At 35.5% G+C, this 16,765-nt stretch carries 10 protein-coding genes; 9 read left to right on the top strand and 1 reads right to left on the bottom strand.

All coding sequences use genetic code 11. The annotated features are described in order from the left end of the window. Window positions 1–360: 360 nt before the first annotated feature. The 6 genes from AADJ06_RS20845 to AADJ06_RS20820 all read left to right on the top strand — a co-directional run bounded on the left by AADJ06_RS20845 (window position 361) and on the right by AADJ06_RS20820 (window position 9,949). Window positions 361–2,904, top strand: a complete 2,544-nt coding sequence (locus AADJ06_RS20845; protein ID WP_341228437.1) for a reverse transcriptase domain-containing protein — start codon at window positions 361–363, stop codon at window positions 2,902–2,904. 3 nt (window positions 2,905–2,907) lie between these two features. Beyond that, complete coding sequence (locus AADJ06_RS20840; RefSeq protein ID WP_341228436.1) at window positions 2,908–3,567, top strand: hypothetical protein; 660 nt, start codon at window positions 2,908–2,910, stop codon at window positions 3,565–3,567. Continuing rightward, window positions 3,557–5,236, top strand: coding sequence for a hypothetical protein (locus tag AADJ06_RS20835; RefSeq protein ID WP_341228435.1), 1,680 nt, complete (start codon window positions 3,557–3,559; stop codon window positions 5,234–5,236). Before AADJ06_RS20840 ends, AADJ06_RS20835 begins: the two co-directional genes overlap by 11 nt. A 379-nt stretch (window positions 5,237–5,615) precedes the next feature. Next, window positions 5,616–7,724: an AAA family ATPase gene (locus AADJ06_RS20830; RefSeq protein ID WP_341228434.1), complete on the top strand. Its 2,109-nt coding sequence runs from the start codon at window positions 5,616–5,618 to the stop codon at window positions 7,722–7,724. Window positions 7,725–7,727: 3 nt separating this feature from the next. Continuing rightward, window positions 7,728–9,281: a hypothetical protein gene (locus AADJ06_RS20825; RefSeq protein WP_341228433.1), complete on the top strand. Its 1,554-nt coding sequence runs from the start codon at window positions 7,728–7,730 to the stop codon at window positions 9,279–9,281. 389 nt (window positions 9,282–9,670) lie between these two features. Further along, window positions 9,671–9,949 (top strand): hypothetical protein, encoded by a 279-nt coding sequence (locus tag AADJ06_RS20820; protein WP_341228432.1) that lies wholly within the window; start codon window positions 9,671–9,673, stop codon window positions 9,947–9,949. Between the two features lie 20 nt (window positions 9,950–9,969). Here AADJ06_RS20820 and AADJ06_RS20815 read toward each other — a convergent pair whose 3' ends face one another. Next, a complete protein-coding gene (locus AADJ06_RS20815) occupies window positions 9,970–10,722 on the bottom strand; it encodes an IclR family transcriptional regulator C-terminal domain-containing protein (RefSeq protein ID WP_341228431.1) in 753 nt (250 codons plus the stop codon). A 292-nt stretch (window positions 10,723–11,014) separates the two neighbouring features. Here AADJ06_RS20815 and AADJ06_RS20810 point away from each other — a divergent pair, with 292 nt between their 5' ends. Genes AADJ06_RS20810 through AADJ06_RS20800 form a run of 3 tightly spaced genes read left to right on the top strand, consistent with a single transcriptional unit; the run spans window position 11,015 to window position 16,725 of the window. Next, the gene (locus AADJ06_RS20810; RefSeq protein WP_341228430.1) at window positions 11,015–14,023 is read left to right on the top strand and encodes a TonB-dependent receptor; all 3,009 of its coding nucleotides are present in this window, start codon (window positions 11,015–11,017) and stop codon (window positions 14,021–14,023) included. Between the two features lie 49 nt (window positions 14,024–14,072). Next, window positions 14,073–15,770: a RagB/SusD family nutrient uptake outer membrane protein gene (locus AADJ06_RS20805; protein WP_341228429.1), complete on the top strand. Its 1,698-nt coding sequence runs from the start codon at window positions 14,073–14,075 to the stop codon at window positions 15,768–15,770. Window positions 15,771–15,807: 37 nt separating this feature from the next. Continuing rightward, window positions 15,808–16,725: an alpha/beta hydrolase gene (locus tag AADJ06_RS20800; protein ID WP_341228428.1), complete on the top strand. Its 918-nt coding sequence runs from the start codon at window positions 15,808–15,810 to the stop codon at window positions 16,723–16,725. Window positions 16,726–16,765: the final 40 nt, after the last annotated feature.

Here is a 16,765-nt window from a genome sequence, read left to right as displayed (position 1 = left end):
GCATTACAATTAACTGTGTCTCATAGGACACAAAGTTAAGAGGAAACAATTATTTTCGTGCAGTTGTACTGCACAGTTGAAGTATTACTTTGCATATTGTTCTTTGAAAACCTGCTGCACGATATTGAATTGTGCCAACTGGAAGCTCTCTTCGGATAGTTTCAAATCGGTTGGTGTTCCGGATTAATCTGGGATGAATGTTTCTTGGTTATTGTTAGTTACTCAGTTTAAGTTAGATACTTAGGAAATTGAGATGAGTTCTAATTAATTTTTATGAAATATTATTATTATTAAAATGGGGAGTGTTTCTTCATAAACAAAGAATAACGCAGCAGGTTTCATTGGACTATTATTACAATTATGAAACTAGATCCAATACATATCAAGGGAATTAAGGATGGCTTTGCAAAAATGCAATCTAGAGAAGATTTGCTAGACTTATTAAATTTAGCAAAGCCTTTTGTTTACGGTACTAAATCTGTTCCATTTGAACTAAAGCAGCTAACCTGGTATGCCAACCCGAAACACGGGGGAAAGCGTTATTCTGAATTTAAGATAAAGAAAAAATCGGGAGGAGAGCGTAGTATACATACTCCAGTTAACGGCTTGAAGTCTTTGCAAAGTACTCTGAGTTTTGTCTTGCAATGCGTTTTTGACCCTCATAAGGGAGCAATGGGATTTGTTAGAGATAAGTCCATTGTGGATAATGCTAAATTGCATGTAGGTAGCAGATATGTGTATAATATAGATCTAAAGGACTTCTTCTCTGCGATAGATCAGGCTAGGGTATGGAAGTGTTTGCAATTAAAACCTTTTAACCTTATCGATGTTGCTACCAGTTTTAAAGAACAAACGCCAAAGCGAAAAACAGGAATAAGAAAATATATTACAGAAAAAGGGGAACAGATTTTTTATAAAATTGAAGGAAACTCACTATTCTTTGTTGATGATAAAAAAGGTAACTATAAAAAATATAAAGAACGTCTCACAGCTCATTTAATAAGACCAGAAACAAATATCCTTCAATACTTCTTTAACAAGGATAAAGAAAAGTTAAGTGCAGCTCAAGCAAAACTTAGGGAATATACTCGTCTAGTAGATGAAATTATTTTAGAGGATGTTAATAGATGTGTTGGGACCTCCGCCAATTTAAAGGAGATAAATCGACTTGTAATCTCACGTTTATCTTTGGCTAATATGATTGCTTCGATATGTTGCACAGATATGGAGGTTGAGCGGAAAAGTGCAGAAGGCGAATGGATTAAAGTTAAAAGGAACGTGCTGCCTCAAGGTGCTCCAACATCACCTGTCTTAACAAACGTTATTTGTCAGAGGCTTGATTATTTACTATCTGCGGTTGCAAAGCGTTTTGGTCTGAAGTATTCAAGATATGCAGATGATATCACCTTTAGCTCCATGCATAATGTTTATCAAAAAGAAGGAGACTTTCTTAAAGAGCTTCATAGAATTATAGCTGAGCAAGGCTTTCATATAAAAGAAAGTAAAACCCGTTTACAAAAGGATGGTTATCGTAAAGAAGTAACTGGTTTATTGGTAAATGAGAATGTGAATGTGCAGAAGAGGTATATTAAGCAAATCAGGCTGTGGTTATACTATTGGGAAAGATATGGTTATGGTAGAGCTTATGGTTTTTTTCTAGAGCAATATCTAAAAGACAAAGAAGCCGCGAGGAAAGGCAGACCTGAGATGACAAGTATTATTTCAGGTAAACTGGATTACTTGAAAATGGTAAAGGGTGGAGAAAATGCATTGTATCTGAAGTTGAAGGAGAGGTTTGATGTTTTGGTTGGAACCAAAGTTGAGGAAAAGACTACTATTGGAACTTATGATATAGATTTAAATGAAACAGAGATTTCAGGGGAAATGGAAAATGGAATCATTGTCTATATTAATCCAAAGGGTTCTCAAAAGGGAGATGTCAAGTTAAAAAGAAAGATCATAATAGATAAGGGTAAAAGCTTGCCTCATGAAGAATTTTTGGACAATCACGAAGGAAAGCAAGCGGAAATTGACTTGTCCAAGCACAAACCAATAGATGTGACTCGTTTTTTATTAAGTTTTAGATCAAGTGAAGGATTGAAGTTTCTTACCCACGATTATGACAAAGCAGATTCAGTTTTTAATTACTTAACAGTATTAGATATTGCAAAAAAAGAATTTAACCAGTTGTCTTCTCAATTTGTTATTCCAGGTCGCCTTTATAAAAGAATCGAACAGTTTGCTTTTGGCGATCCTAGTAAAAAATGGTGGTTTAACAAAGTTCAGTACAACCTAAATTGGCGATCTCCCGAACTGTTAAGTTGGTTAAAAGTAAACCCTAACACGCATCCAATTAAAAGTGAAAATTTTGAAACAAGTTTTATTACTCCTTTCAAAAAAAGTATTGAAATAAAAGCTCCGGAACTAGAATATATTTTTAAAAATAAATTGGCCGAAAACTTAGCCTCAAAGTATCTGTCATTTGATATAGAATTAATTAATTTAAATAAAGCTAGTTTTTATACAAATGTCGATGCATTACAAGTTGGTATTTCTTACATTTTTAAAGCCATTAAACAACGTTTTGATAATGGCAATAAAATTAAAGTGGAGTTTCAGCGTAAGGCGGATGCAGAAGGGAGGAAAAGAATTATTAAAATAGTTCATGTTGGCTCAGAATGTAATAAACCTTTGGAGAAAAACGAACTTTTTCAAGGAGATTTACTAGAAGCTGAGAAGGCATTCTTTGGTATTTGTGATTGGTCAATAATTTCTAAGTCAACGGACAATTCAATTAATAAGATAAATATATTATTTGATATTAATTCTGACAGAATTGTTAAAGAGAAAATAGATGACTCTTTGATTGAAGGATTTACTCATGTCTTAACTTTTTATGCTTAAATAATGATATACCTGATTGATGATAATAAATATGAGCAGATGTCGAAAAACTATAAGATTGACTATACCTCAACCTTGCAGTCATTTTCAAACCATGTTACATGGCTCCAAACCGTTCCGACTAAGGACATTCAAATTGTAATAGCAAATGCATCATGCATTTTAATACATGATTCGTTAGATGCTAAAGAAGACAAAGAAAGATTGGTTGCATTGGCTAAGAGTAGGGAAATACCCTTTTGTGTCTTTAGTAACGGATTTACCGCTACTGTTTTTGAAGGCGAATCTATCAGGGAAATTAAGAAAGATAGGTTTTATAATAATTTGGTAATTTTAGTTGAACGTTTCGTCTCCACCAATAAAGTTAATTTAAGGCATCTTTCTTTGGGTCAAAATTATGAGGTTGAAAAGGCGTCAATAATTCAGGATAGACTAATAAATGGAACTTTACTTAATTATAAGGAAAATTTCAATTACGAAGTAGCATTTCCAAGTGGCAGTATTGAATATAAAGATCTAATAGAACTCGTATATTTAAGTGATGCAGCTGATGACTTTTCTGATTTTGAGGATAAGCATAACTCAAAAGAAACTACTGCTCAATTAATGAGAAGTGTAATTACCTCTATGGTAAAAAATGTAAAAAGTAAATATGATGAATAATATCCTTGTTATAGAACATGCTTCTTCAGGCATTTCAGCACGATTAAAATGTGATAAGCTTGAATATAACAATCAATCAAAAGATGAAGATATTCATCAGTGGCTTATTAGCAATAAACATCTTTTAAGTGCGGTTAAGGTATTGATAATTTCTGTGAGGTTAGGGAATGAAGATGCGGAATTCATGGGGCTTTACATAGGATTACACATTAGGTTGACTAAAGAACTAAAGGAGGGGTGTTTGCTACCAATATTATTTATCACTGACGACTCTAAGGAGGATATTCTATCTAACCAAATCAAAAATCATAAAGAAAAGTCTGGCCTTCTACTTTTCACGAAAGGGTCTTATTTATTATCTGCCTTTTCTTTAGAGGATTATATTGCAAAGCCTTTATCGCTTCTTGATGAACAAACTCTTTTAGCAACTGTCATCCCAAGCCTCAATATACAGAATACCAAAGACCTAGGTCATCAATTAGCAAATGATTGGGGGGCATTTCGTTTGGCGAAATTTGCTGGATATAGCTTAAAAAAAGAGAAACCGTCCTCTTTGTATTTTAAATATAAAGATTCACTAACAAATAATGATATAGGCCCAAATGCAAGTACGAACATTGGCCTATGTAAACAAGCCTGTAAAGCATTGCTTATCGATGATAATTCAGATTCAGGATGGAGTGAGATACTTGGTTACATTATAAAGAATAAGATTGTTAGGATTGGTCAAAAAACAACGCTTGATGTAATTAAGACATTTGATGAAGCTATGAAGTTTGAGCGTTTTGCTGATTATGACGTTGTGTTCCTTGATCTTAGGTTACTAAAGGAGGAAGATAGAGCAAATGAAGTAAATGATTTATCTGATTTAACAGGCACGAAAATCCTTCGTAAGATTAAGGATATTAATAGTGGAATTCAAGTTGTTATTTTTACAGCATCTAATAAAGTTTGGAATATAGAGAAGCTGCTTGAGTTAGGGGCCAATGGTTATTATATTAAGGAGAGCCCTGAATACACCCAAAATGATACGTTTTCAAAAGAAAATTATGATGAATTGCTTATTACTATTAAAAAGTCACTCAGCCTTAAGTTTTTGAGACGGGTAGCTAAAATTCACAAAAAGTGCTTACAATTTATTCTAAATGATCGATCTCATAGGTTTGTAGAATACCAGAATTTTTATGACAGGACAAAGGCCTCTTTTGAGATAGCCGAACAGTTACTTAATAAGGTAACTATAGATGAAAAATATTTAAACCTAGCTTTTCTAACATACTTCCAAATTGTAGAGGACTATGTTAGTCAGGAGGAGAATTTTAAGTATGTATCCAAGACCGAGTGCTATGTAGGCAATTCTAGGGTTCGTGTTGTAGATAATTCAACGGGAAATTTGATTTGGAAGCTTACTTTTAAGAGAGACCGCTTTGATGGGGATTACTTCGAAGTATTTGATGAAGTTAAAGCGACTGAAATTTCAATACAAACGCTCGCTAAGGTCTCATTCGTTTTAGCTTTTAGTTTTAATCAAAACACCTCTTTTTTGAAACATTGGGGTTATCTAAATAGTATAAGAAACACGAAAGCAGGTCACGGTGGAGATAATGGATACGTTAACATTAAAAACATTGAGGAAATACTTGAAGTAATTGAATTATTGTTTTCGTAGTTATTTGATTTCAATCTATATGCTTTTATCTAAAATAGATAAATGGAACAAAGCGAATTTGAAAATCATGAGTTTTTAAAATAACTATTGCAGCTTTTAAGGTATGACAAAGCAGTTGAAAAACGAATACGGTTCTGGACTGATTTCTAATGTATACGTTGCTAAGTATGTTGTGACGTTATTCAAATGTAATGCTAAATAGAGAGCCATAGATTTTCATTTTGGTTTCTGAATTAAGGTAAGAACTAAAAGGCTTTAAAAGAATAGCTTGCCATATTACCATTGATCTTTTCGGGATTAGAGTCCTAATGACGTCGTTTTACTGTGCAGGAAGACTGCACATCTGTTGCAGATATTTGTATCAAGATTAAAACAAGGCATGAAAATATTCAACTACATTAAGGGTTTCAACTTAAGTCTGGATCAGGAAACGGCTTTAACTAATTTGGAGTCATTTTTAGGTGGTTCTGACAAAATATTTATCTTAAAGGGTTATGCTGGTAGCGGTAAAACTACCATTCTGAAGTGCCTGATAGATTATTTAGAATCTGATGAAAAAGAAGTTGAAGTAATAGCACCAACAGGAAGAGCGGCAAAGGTGTTGCGAGATAAAACACTTAAGGGGACTACTATCCATCGAGGCATTTATAACTTCGACAAGCTTATTCCGATAGAGGTAGAAAATGAAGATGTGGCTAATAAGTCATTTCATTTTTATTTCCCAATAGCTGAAAAAGCAATTACAAACAGGGTTATTATAGTTGACGAGGCATCTATGATATCCAATATGCGAAGTCAGCACGAACTCTTTACTTTTGGCACTGGAAAATTATTGGATGATTTGTTGACTTATGCCAATATTCACAACACGAATAATAAAATAATATTTGTAGGAGATCCTGCACAATTACCTCCCGTTACCGATAATAAATCTTTAGCCTTAGATGCCTCTTTTTTTAGAGCGATAGGTCTTCCTACACAAGAGATTGAAATGACTGGTGTTTTTAGGCAAGAAAGAGAGAATTTGATATTTAGCAACTCCATCAAGATTAGGGAAGTGTTAGAGGAGAGTCAAAGGAATACACTAAGTTTTGATTTTGACGACTCAGAGTTTCTGCATTTGGCTGATGAAATGGGACCTTCAAAGTATGTGAGTTTGTTTCCAAAACCTAAGATAGGAGATAGTGTTATTCTATCGTACTCAAATAATCAAGCTTTTTCAAACAATTTGGCCATTAGAGAAAAGGTTTTCCCTAATCAAGAGGAAATAACAAAAGGTGATATTTTAATATTGAACAATAACAACTACCATACTTATGAAATAGATTTATTCAATGGAGATATGATGGAAGTTGTTGGAGTTTCTAACAAATTAGAAACACTATCTGCCCCTGTTTGGGTAAATGATGGTCAGCAACAAACTCGAAAAAACGTTTCTCTTGCTTTTAGAGATGTTCAAGTTCAGGTGCCACATTATAAAGGGACTATAAATTGTAAAATTATAGACTCATTTCTAAATAGTGGAGCAAGCTCACTTAGTGTAACAGAGCTTAAAGCCTTATATATAAACTTTGTAATGCGTTTTAAGGAAAAGCAGAAATTAAGAAAGGAGCAAGGGATGCCATCCTTTTCAGAAGGTTCTGTGGAGTTTAAGGCTGCCCTTAAAGTAGATCCTTATTTTAATGCATTGAAAGTGAAGTATGGTTATGCGATCACATGCCACAAAGCTCAAGGAAGTGAATGGGATACTGTTTTTGTAGACTTTAGGAGTAGGGTTGGCTTGAATGATGATTGTTTAAGGTGGTCTTATACCGCAATAACTAGGGCGGAAAAAGTATGCTACAGTATTCATGCTCCAAATTTTGATGTTTTTGGGAAGATAAAATTTGAGGAGACAGGTATAATTAATGCATATCCAAAGGATGCTTTTCAATTTCCAAATAACCTGATTTCTGCTTTTCACTCGGAAGGAGGCCATCCATGTAAGGTGCTGAAGTATAACCAAGTATTAAATGACTTGAAAGACACCCCTTTTGAACTTGTTAAAGTTGTTTCGCAAGAATGGTTGGAAATTTATTATCTATTGTACCAGGGTGTTGAGTTCAGAGTACAAGGAACACATGGGAAAAACGGAATCTTTAATCCATTTACGGTAGTAAACAGTGACAAAGAAGATATAGACCACTTGCTAAGTATTTTTAATAAGAGTTTGCAATCAGATTTTGAAGTAAACTATACTCCAACGAGTGAGAGTGCCGATAAGCTTTATAAAAATGTTTGTTTGGCTATGCAAGGTGTTGATATTGAAATAACTAATATAGTGGAATTTATACCGCAGTATTTTATTAAGTATAACTTTAAATCAAAAGAACAGTTTGGTTATATGCAGTTTTATTTTAATAAAAATATGCAATTCACTAAAGCTGTGGTTAAGGTTCTCAATACTTCAAGTTTTCCTGAATTAAACGAGTTAATTTCTAAATTTTAAGCTATGTCATTTAAGGAGGTTACTGAACTTAGAAAGTCTGGAAAGTTAAAAGAGGCTTATATTATGGCCAAATCAGAGCTTGATGAAGCACTGTCTCCCTGTATAATGACAGAAGAATTGACGGGTGATGAAATAAATATTGAGGCGGATTTACTGTGGCCTAAAAGGAGTCTCTCTTGGGTTCTTTTCGAATATTTGAAACAGTCATACTTAGTGGGGAAGTTTGCTAACTTCATTAAAACGCTTAAGGAAATTCAGGAATTAGCTTTACCTGATACCGAAGATTTATTTTTCGAACAATTAACTTGGCAGGTTGGGAAAATGGGGTTTAGCTTAGCAAAAAGCGATTCTATTGAGCATAAAAAAGGGATACAGTTATTCGAAGCTATTCGACCATTTTCATTAGCAAAGGGTTCAGAAGCCTATAGTTTTTTATTTAAGGCATTGCATAAATTACTAAAGGAAACGGAAAGCTATATTCAATTTGTTAATTGGTGGGGTTTTGAAAATTTTAGGCAAGAGGATTTTCAAAAGGAAAAAATGCCAAACGGTAAAGAGGTTATGGCAGTAGTAGAGCAAGGTTATATTGCTTACGCGAAACATTTGTTGCCTAAAAGAGCAATTACGGGTGAGTTAGTTTTTGATAACGCTAGTGCTGAAGCTTTTTTGCCCACATTGTCGAAAGTGATAACAGACTATCCTGATTATCAGTATCCCGCCTATTTCAATGCTAAATTATTATTAGCATTAGGTGAAAATGACAAAATTCTAGAGTCTTTGTTACCTTTTGCCAAGAAAAAACGCAATGACTTTTGGGTATGGGAGATTCTTGCCGAAGTATTTTCAAATGAGCCAGAAAAAGTGTTTGCGTGCTATTGTAAAGCATTGTCATGTAAAGCACCAGAAGAAATGCTAGTAAAGCTAAGGCAAAAAATGACAAGGATTTTAGTGTCAAAAAAGCTATACCGCGAAGCACGAACTGAAATAGATTTATTGGTCAATTCTAGAAGAGAACATGGCTTTAAAATACCTGAAGAGGTAAGTAATTGGCAAGCTACAGAATGGTATGAGAATGCCATATCCGCAAAGAATAACTTTAGATTTTATAAAGCTCATTTGTCAATGGCTGAGTCCCTTTTATTTAGTGACACCCTAGAGGAGCTGATAATCGTTGAATTTGTGAACACTCATAAAAAGATACTCAACTTCATAGCCTCAGAAGAGAAGTTTGGCTTTTTTAAATATGACCGTTTTTTAAATGATGTTGAAGTTGGTGATATATTAAAAGTTCGATTTCAAGGAGGTTCCAATGAAGCTATGTATCGCATCTTTACCGCGGTCAAAGAAGATGATGCAGCTTTTCGAGAGAAATTCATGAAAGAGGTATCGGGAATTGTAAACATTCCGTCAGGTAAAGCTTTTGGTTTTATTGATGATGTATTCATTCATCCTACATTAGTTTCAAAGTATAACCTAAAAGAGGGCTTACCGTTTACGGGAAGAGCGATGAAAACCTACAACTCAGGCAAAAAAAAGTGGGGTTGTAAGCTTGTTTAGAGCACTATTCCAAAATATACTAGTTTGGGGGTTATGTGTTTTTATCTTTAAATGTTAGTCGTTTCACAACTTCAAACTAGCCTCATACAACACTTCATTCTCGAAGCTATCCAAGTATACTTGAGTAATTGACTCCGTTTTGTGTGTCCCACCATGTTTGATATTACATATGTTGATTGGCCGAGACGCTTTAGCGTAGTGGCGAAAATGTGTCTGGCTGTGTAAGTTGTCAATGATGTGATGATGCCTGTTCTCTGGTGTTGATAGAAAAGCTAGATAGTTTTATGGTTTTTCAGTAAACATTTTCTCCAACTACTAACTTTCAGAAAGTCTCAGCTTTTTTTGCTGATTATGGATTTGCTACAATTAAGCTAAATGACGATTCGACAATGGCTGATTTCATTGCACAACACATGGATGGGGAGCTCTCTCTCAAGGTACAGTTAAATGGTAGACTGACTTTTGTTAAGAAGTATCTGGGTAAGGATTTGTACATTTGTTTTCCTTACGAAAATCATTGGTATGTTTATAACCATGACAACTTACTCGAGGAGTTTTTAGGCAAAGGGAAACTTAGCGGAACTTCCTCTTGGGATGAGAAAGGCTTGTATCATTTCCCCAAATTGAGTGAAGAGCTGATTGGGGTTTTGAGAGAGTGGCGTTTGTAGATCATCTAGTTAGGGATATATCAGCCGGGCTGATATATGCTCAGTTTTTTACTTATAAGAAGTGCCGCGTTGTTTAGGTGGTGTATAACCATTTCTTGTTTTTCGGGAGTGCATCTGTATTCTGGTAAGAAAACACTTATACCCGCAATTACCTGATTGTTTAGAATTATTGGGACAGCAAAACCCATTAAGTGGTTGTGGCTAAATTTAGTTTCGGCTATACCTTTCTCTTTGATTATTTTTAGTTGTTCGTAAAGCTCTTCTTTGTTGGTGGCTTCTGGCCAGAGATGTTCTTTTGGTAAGCCATGGTATCCAAGAAAGCGATCTAGTTCTTTCATAGATAGGCTAGAGAGTAATAGGCGGCCACTAGCGGTTTCGTAAACGTTTTTTTCTGAACGAATTTGTACTTGAATGTCTTGGGTTGAGTTAACAGAGTGTAGAATAAGGCGTTTATAGTTTTTCATTACTCCTAAGACACAAGATTCATTTAAGCTTAAGGTGAGGTCTTCCATGACTCCTTTGGCGGCTTGAACTAAGTCTTTTTCATATGCGACGCTATTAGTTAATTGGAAAGCCATAGCTCCAAGCTTGTATCCTCTTTTTTTTCCAAGGTGTTCGAGGTAGTTTTTGTAAACCAAGGTGTTCATGATGTTGGCTGTTGTCGATTGATTAAGACCAAGCTCGGTTGATACCTCTGTGAGAGAGACTGCTTGTCCGTTTCTCTTTGATACTAATTCAAGGATGTCGAACGCTTTAATTATAACCTGTACCATAAAGATATTTTATATACTACAATAATGTGATTGTAAAATTAAGAGTACTTTTTGTAAAACAAATATTTTTGGTATTTTTTTTCAACTTGCTTATTATTTAAGGTTTGTGTATAGATAATTTATTATTAGTTAATTATGTAATATTCTTAACTGTATTTTATGTTATGAATCTATATTTATTACAACAAATAAGAAAATATATCCTAAACAGTAGGAGGTTATTTTGATATGATATATACTTGCAATGTGAGAGTATAAAGAGAGCTAAGTAAATTGTTTAAATTATCAAACTATGAAAGAAAGGTTTATTTTTAGAGGTTTTTTGTTGCTTCTGATCTGTGTTTCCTTTGGGTCGACTAGGGCATGGGCTCAGCAGATTACAGGTAAAGTCGTGGGTGAAGATGGAGATGCTTTGCCAGGGGTTAGTGTACTTGTAAAGGGTACAGTAACTGGTACTACAACTGATGCACTAGGGGTGTATGAACTTGAAAGCGTGCCTAGGGGGCAAACTTTGATTTTTAGTTATATTGGATATACTAGTGAAGAAGTTTTAGTTGCTTCTCAAAGTATTATTGATGTGACTTTAGTTGCTGATTTTACAAGTTTAGGAGAAGTGATTGTGGTAGGGTACGGAACGCAGAAAAAGAAAGATTTGACAGGTTCGATAGCCTCGGCTGACTTAGAGGCTTTTCAAGAATCTCCAAACGTTAGTATTTTGCAGTCACTGAAGGGGGCATTACCTGGTTTGACCATTGGGCAAACCAATCAGGCCGGACAAGAAGCGTCTATTAATATAAGAGGAACAAGTACTCTGAATGGGAATACCTCGCCATTAATAATAGTGGACGGGTTGATATTTAATGGTCGTTTTTCAGACATTAATCCAAGTGATGTATCAAGTGTGGATGTATTAAAAGATCCAAGTAGTAAAGCCATATATGGGTCACAGGCAGCTAATGGTGTTATATTGGTGACAACAAAAACAGGGAAAACTAATCAGAAGCCATCTATTACTTATTCTGGAAGTTATGCAACATCTTCACCTACAATTAATTCTTCTCTTTTAGATAGGGAGGCATATTTGCAAAAAGTAAGAGATATAAATTATTATAATTCTTATACAAAAGAGTCTGGGTATTTAGAGCCTAATCCGGATTGGGACTTTATTAATTCGGACATGAATCCTCCTTTACTAGCTGGTATAGCTGCAGGTAATGATTATGATTGGTTTGGTAACTTAACGCAGCCTGCCCTAATTACTAATCACAATGTCGGTGTTTCGGGTGGTTCTGATAAAACTACATATTTTCTCTCTGCAGGTTACACTGGAGAAAAGGGTTTTGTTAAAAATGATGATTATCAAAGAATTACGACTCGTTTAAATTTGGATACTGAGGTGACTAAATGGTTGACGGTGGGGGCTAATACATCGGCCACTTTTACAGATTTTTCTGGCGATGCACCTAGAGTTGCAAGTATATCAATTACTTCACCACTTGTTTTGCCTAGAGATGAGAATGGAGTGTTTATTACTAATCCAGTCGGCGATAATAACGTAAACGCCTTCCTTGATGCGACAAATGATAATTTTGAAACGCAAAGCAGGATAGTGGGTAATTTTTATGCTATTGCAAAATTGTCGGCTGTTCCTGGGCTTAGTTATAGAGTTAACTTTGGAAATAATGTTAAATTCTTCAAAGATTTTGGCTCAAGTATATACGGTTCAGGTTTTACAGGTCTGGCATATAAAAACAACTCTTTTCAATATGAGCAAACTTTAGATAATATATTAAGTTATGTTAAGACTTTTGGGAAGCATAACGTCAATGCAACTGCGGTTTATGGTTATAATACGGCTAGGTATGAGCGTACAGCTGCTAGTGGTAGTGGTTTTTCAGACTTGGATCTATCATATAATAATTTAGCCTTAGCAGAAATTCGGAACATAGAATCAAGTGCTTGGGATGAGGCTTTGCTGTATCAATTAGCCAGTGCAGCATATAACTATGATGGAAAGTACTTGTTGAAAGCAACGGTTAGAAGAGATGGGTTTAGTGGATTTTCGCAGAATAACAAAACAGCCATTTTCCCTTCTTTAGGAATGGGTTGGGTGCTTTCAGAGGAATCTTTTTTCAATATTCCAGCAGTCAACTTCTTGAAAATACGTGGTAGCTATGGTGAAAATGGTAATAAAGTAGCACGTTATAGTTCATTAGCAGTAGTGGAAGCAGGAGAAGCGTCAAAATACGTTTTTGGAGATGGTGGAACTACACTTATAGGTAGAACTGTAAGCACCTTGGCAAACTCTGATTTAAAATGGGAAAGAACAAAAGGCGTTAATATAGGAGCAGACTTTGCTATTCTTAATAATAGAGTGGACGGAAATATTGAATACTATAATTCCAATACTTACGATTTGTTGTGGTCAAAGATTCTGCCTCAAACCTCCGGGTTTTCTCAGGTGTTAAGTAATGTTGGTCAGCTGAATAATACTGGATTCGAATTTATGGTTCATGGTCGAGTGTTAGAAGGTAAAAAGTTAAGTTGGGATATGACTCTTAACTTTTCGAGAAATCGAAATAAAGTGGTGAGTCTACTAGGTCAGGATTTAGATAATGATGGAAAAGAAGATGACCTGATAGCCAGTGGTTTATTTATTGGCCAACCAATAGGAACCATTTACGATTATCAAGTGGATGGGATCCACCAAGTAGGAGAGGAACTTCCGGCGGGTTTTGAACCAGGAAGTTATAAAGTGATTGACCAAAATAATGATGGTAAATTTTCGCCTGCTGACGATAGAGTTATTTTAGGTAATGCGGAGCCAGCTTATTCATTTGGTATTCAAAACACGATTGGTTATGACCAATTTACCTTACGATTTTTCTTAAACTCTATTCAGGGTGGTAAGAATGGCTACATGAAGTCAAATTATTTTTCAGGAGGAGGTAGCCGAGGGAATGCTACGAATTCAAATTGGTTTGATTTTTATGATTATTGGTCACCAAGAAATCCAGACGCTGAATATCCTACCCCTTGGGTTGGTTCACCAGTAGGAGGAAGGGCTTATTATCAACGAAACTTTGTCAGACTTCAGGATATTTCACTCGCCTATAATTTCAGCGATAAATTAACCGAGAAGTTAAAAGTCCAGAACTTAAAGCTTTATGCTAGTGGTAAAAATCTATTAACACTGACCCAATGGGATGGGTGGGATCCTGAGACTGGTGTAGGAATAGATTCTAGAAATCCATATCCAGTAATGAAGTCTTACTCTTTTGGTCTTGAAATTTCATTTTAGATAAGTTCATTATGAACTATCATTTAACTGACGTTTAAATATTAAAAATATGAAAACTCGTATACTAAAAATAAGTTTAGTAAGCATGTTAATGATGCTAAACATAGGCTGTAAAGAAGATGCCTTTTTAAAAGAAATACCTCTTGATTTCTATAGTCCAGGAAATTCGTATGTGAATGAAGCTAACTTTGAAGCTGCCCTAGTCGATCTTTATTCCAAGGTTAGGTATGTTCAAGGTGTTAAAGCGAATGCACAAGAGTATATCCAATTTTTGGGGACAGATATTGGATATAATGCCCGTCTGGATAATAATAGATTGGGAGACTATAATACAGTGGTTACTCCCCAAAACTCCGTTACTGCCTTTCATTGGAATAATTATTATAAAATAATTTCTAATGCCAATACCATTATTGCAAGATTACCTGAGTCAGAAGTTTCAGAAGCGAAACAAGCACTTATTGCTAGCGAGGCTAAACTTTTTAGAGCTTGGGCTTATCGTTTTTTGGTACATATTTATGGAGGAGTTCCTTTAGTGTTGGAAGAGGCTAGTTCTCCAAAGAGTGATTTTGTTAGAGCTTCGAAAGAAGAAATTTTTGCTCAAATTATAAGTGATGCAACAGATGCTGCCAATAACTTGCCTAATGTCGATGGTGTGTCAGATGGAAGGCTAAGTAAAGCTGTGGCAAATCACCTCTTGGCGGAAACTTATTTAACCTTAAAGGAGTATGATAAGGCGATTGCGGCAGCAAGTGAAGTTATTGATCGGTCTAATTTATCTTTAATGACCGAGCGTTTTGGGAGTCTTAAAGATATGCCGGGTGATGTATTTTATGATTTATTTCGAGTGGGAAATCAAAATCGTTCATCTGGAAACACGGAGGCAATTTGGGTTGCCCAGTATGAAGTTGATATACCTGGCGGTGGGATGACGTCGACAGGTTCTGCTGAAAACAAGCTGGAAAGAGTAGTTGCCCCAGCTTCATGGACTTTGAAGGATCCCAATGGAGATGCTGCTTCATTGAATAGTGCACCAAGATCTACTTTAAATGAAGGAGGTAGAGGAGCTTCATTTTTAAGAACTACTGACTATTATTTATATGATATCTGGGGTTTAGATCCAGATGCAGATAATAGGGTAGTAGATAATCCTGATATTAGGACCTCAAAATATAATATAGTTCGTGATTTTATTTATGCGAATCCAGACTCAGACTTTTTTGGAAAGAGTATGCTTGATTTCCCTACGGAACAGTGGGTTGCACAGAGCTGGAGATGGTATCCTATTCCTTCAAAAGTTACCACACCAGGTCAACATCCATCGGGTTTAATTGACGATCCTGTAACCTTGACTTTGAAATCAACGGCTGGGGCTACTTATAGAGATGATTATCTTATTAGGCTTCCTGAAACTTATCTTATTAGAGCAGAGGCTTATTTCTTGAAAGGGCAATCGGCGGAAGCTGCAGCAGATATCAACGTAATTCGTGCAAGAGCAAATGCGGAATTGGTTGAGCCAGGTGAAGTAAGTTTAGAATATATTTTAGATGAAAGAGCAAGAGAGTTGGTTTTCGAAGAAAATCGTCGTTTAACATTGGTTAGAATGGGGAAACTGGTAGAAAGGGTGAGGAAATATAACCCTTTAAATGGGGATGATATTAACGACTACAATAATTTATACCCAATACCTTTTTCTGAAATCGAAGCAAATAAAGACGCTACTTTAGAGCAGAATCCAGGTTACTAATCTAAAGTGTTATCTGAAATTATATAAAATAATTAAAATGTTTAATTGTATTTCGGCACTCCTTTTTATCTTATTGATTTCTTTACAGACTATCTGTAAAGGGCAATCGGAAACAGAAATCCTACTTTATCCATCGGGAGTGCCGAATGCAATAAATATAGACAGACCAGAGAAAATGACTTTTAATTCAGAGGGCCAGCTTATTGCATTGTCTTCTGTTTTAAACCCAAGGCTTTTGCTCTACCGTCCTAATAGTCCCAATGGGGCAAGTGTTATACTTTGCCCTGGCGGCGGCTATAGGAATTTGAATATTGAAAATGTTAGGTTTATTGCTCAGCGATTAAATGAAATGGGAGTTACTGCTTTCATTTTAACTTATCGATTACCAGCAGATGGTTTAATGGTGGATCCCTCGATTGGTTCACTTCAAGATGTTCAGCAAGCTTTGAGGGTAGTCCGAGGAAGAGCCTCTGAATGGAACTTAAAGAGAGATAAAGTTGGCCTTTGGGGTTCATCCGCTGGTGGGCATTTAGCTGCTATGGCAGCTACCCATTGGAATGTTTCCTACGAAAAGGGCAAAGATACTATAGACCTAAGACCTGACTTTCTAATCTTAGCTTGGCCTGTAGTGACTTTTCGAGGCACGTATGTGCATAAGGGTTCACGGAGAAACCTTCTAGGTGAAAACCTGAATGAAGAGTTGCTTGCAGACTTCTCACCAAATGAACAGGTAAATGTTAATACACCACCTACCTTTTTGGTACATGCTGGAGAAGACCCTGGGGTGTCTGTTTCAAACAGTATACTTTTTTATCAGGCATTAAAAGAGAATAGGGTACCTGCTGAGTTACATATTTATGAAGAAAATGTACACGGTTTTGGAGTTGCCCCAGAAGTTGAGAATTCATGGATGTCTGAATTGAGACACTGGTTTGGCAAGAGGGGGTTGGAATAAAAATGAGCTCTTTATTGAGTTTAAAACAAAGAATATTAAA

It is taken from the genome of uncultured Arcticibacterium sp., from assembly GCF_964021845.1.
GTDB lineage: Bacteria > Bacteroidota > Bacteroidia > Cytophagales > Spirosomataceae > Arcticibacterium.
The sequence above is the reverse complement of the archived record's forward strand: the minus strand, read 5'-3'. Positions and strand labels throughout refer to the sequence as shown.

Bases quoted from the DNA above. Each gene is read 5' to 3' on its own strand.
- AADJ06_RS20830 (WP_341228434.1), top strand. From the start codon at position 5,616: ATGAAAATATTCAACTACATTAAGGGTTTCAACTTAAGTCTGGATCAG.
- AADJ06_RS20825 (WP_341228433.1), top strand. From the start codon at position 7,728: ATGTCATTTAAGGAGGTTACTGAACTTAGAAAGTCTGGAAAGTTAAAA.
- AADJ06_RS20800 (WP_341228428.1), top strand. From the start codon at position 15,808: ATGTTTAATTGTATTTCGGCACTCCTTTTTATCTTATTGATTTCTTTA.
- AADJ06_RS20835 (WP_341228435.1), top strand. From the start codon at position 3,557: ATGATGAATAATATCCTTGTTATAGAACATGCTTCTTCAGGCATTTCA.
- AADJ06_RS20810 (WP_341228430.1), top strand. From the start codon at position 11,015: ATGAAAGAAAGGTTTATTTTTAGAGGTTTTTTGTTGCTTCTGATCTGT.
- AADJ06_RS20840 (WP_341228436.1), top strand. From the start codon at position 2,908: ATGATATACCTGATTGATGATAATAAATATGAGCAGATGTCGAAAAAC.
- AADJ06_RS20820 (WP_341228432.1), top strand. From the start codon at position 9,671: ATGGCTGATTTCATTGCACAACACATGGATGGGGAGCTCTCTCTCAAG.
- AADJ06_RS20805 (WP_341228429.1), top strand. From the start codon at position 14,073: ATGAAAACTCGTATACTAAAAATAAGTTTAGTAAGCATGTTAATGATG.
- AADJ06_RS20815 (WP_341228431.1), bottom strand. From the start codon at position 10,722: ATGGTACAGGTTATAATTAAAGCGTTCGACATCCTTGAATTAGTATCA.
- AADJ06_RS20845 (WP_341228437.1), top strand. From the start codon at position 361: ATGAAACTAGATCCAATACATATCAAGGGAATTAAGGATGGCTTTGCA.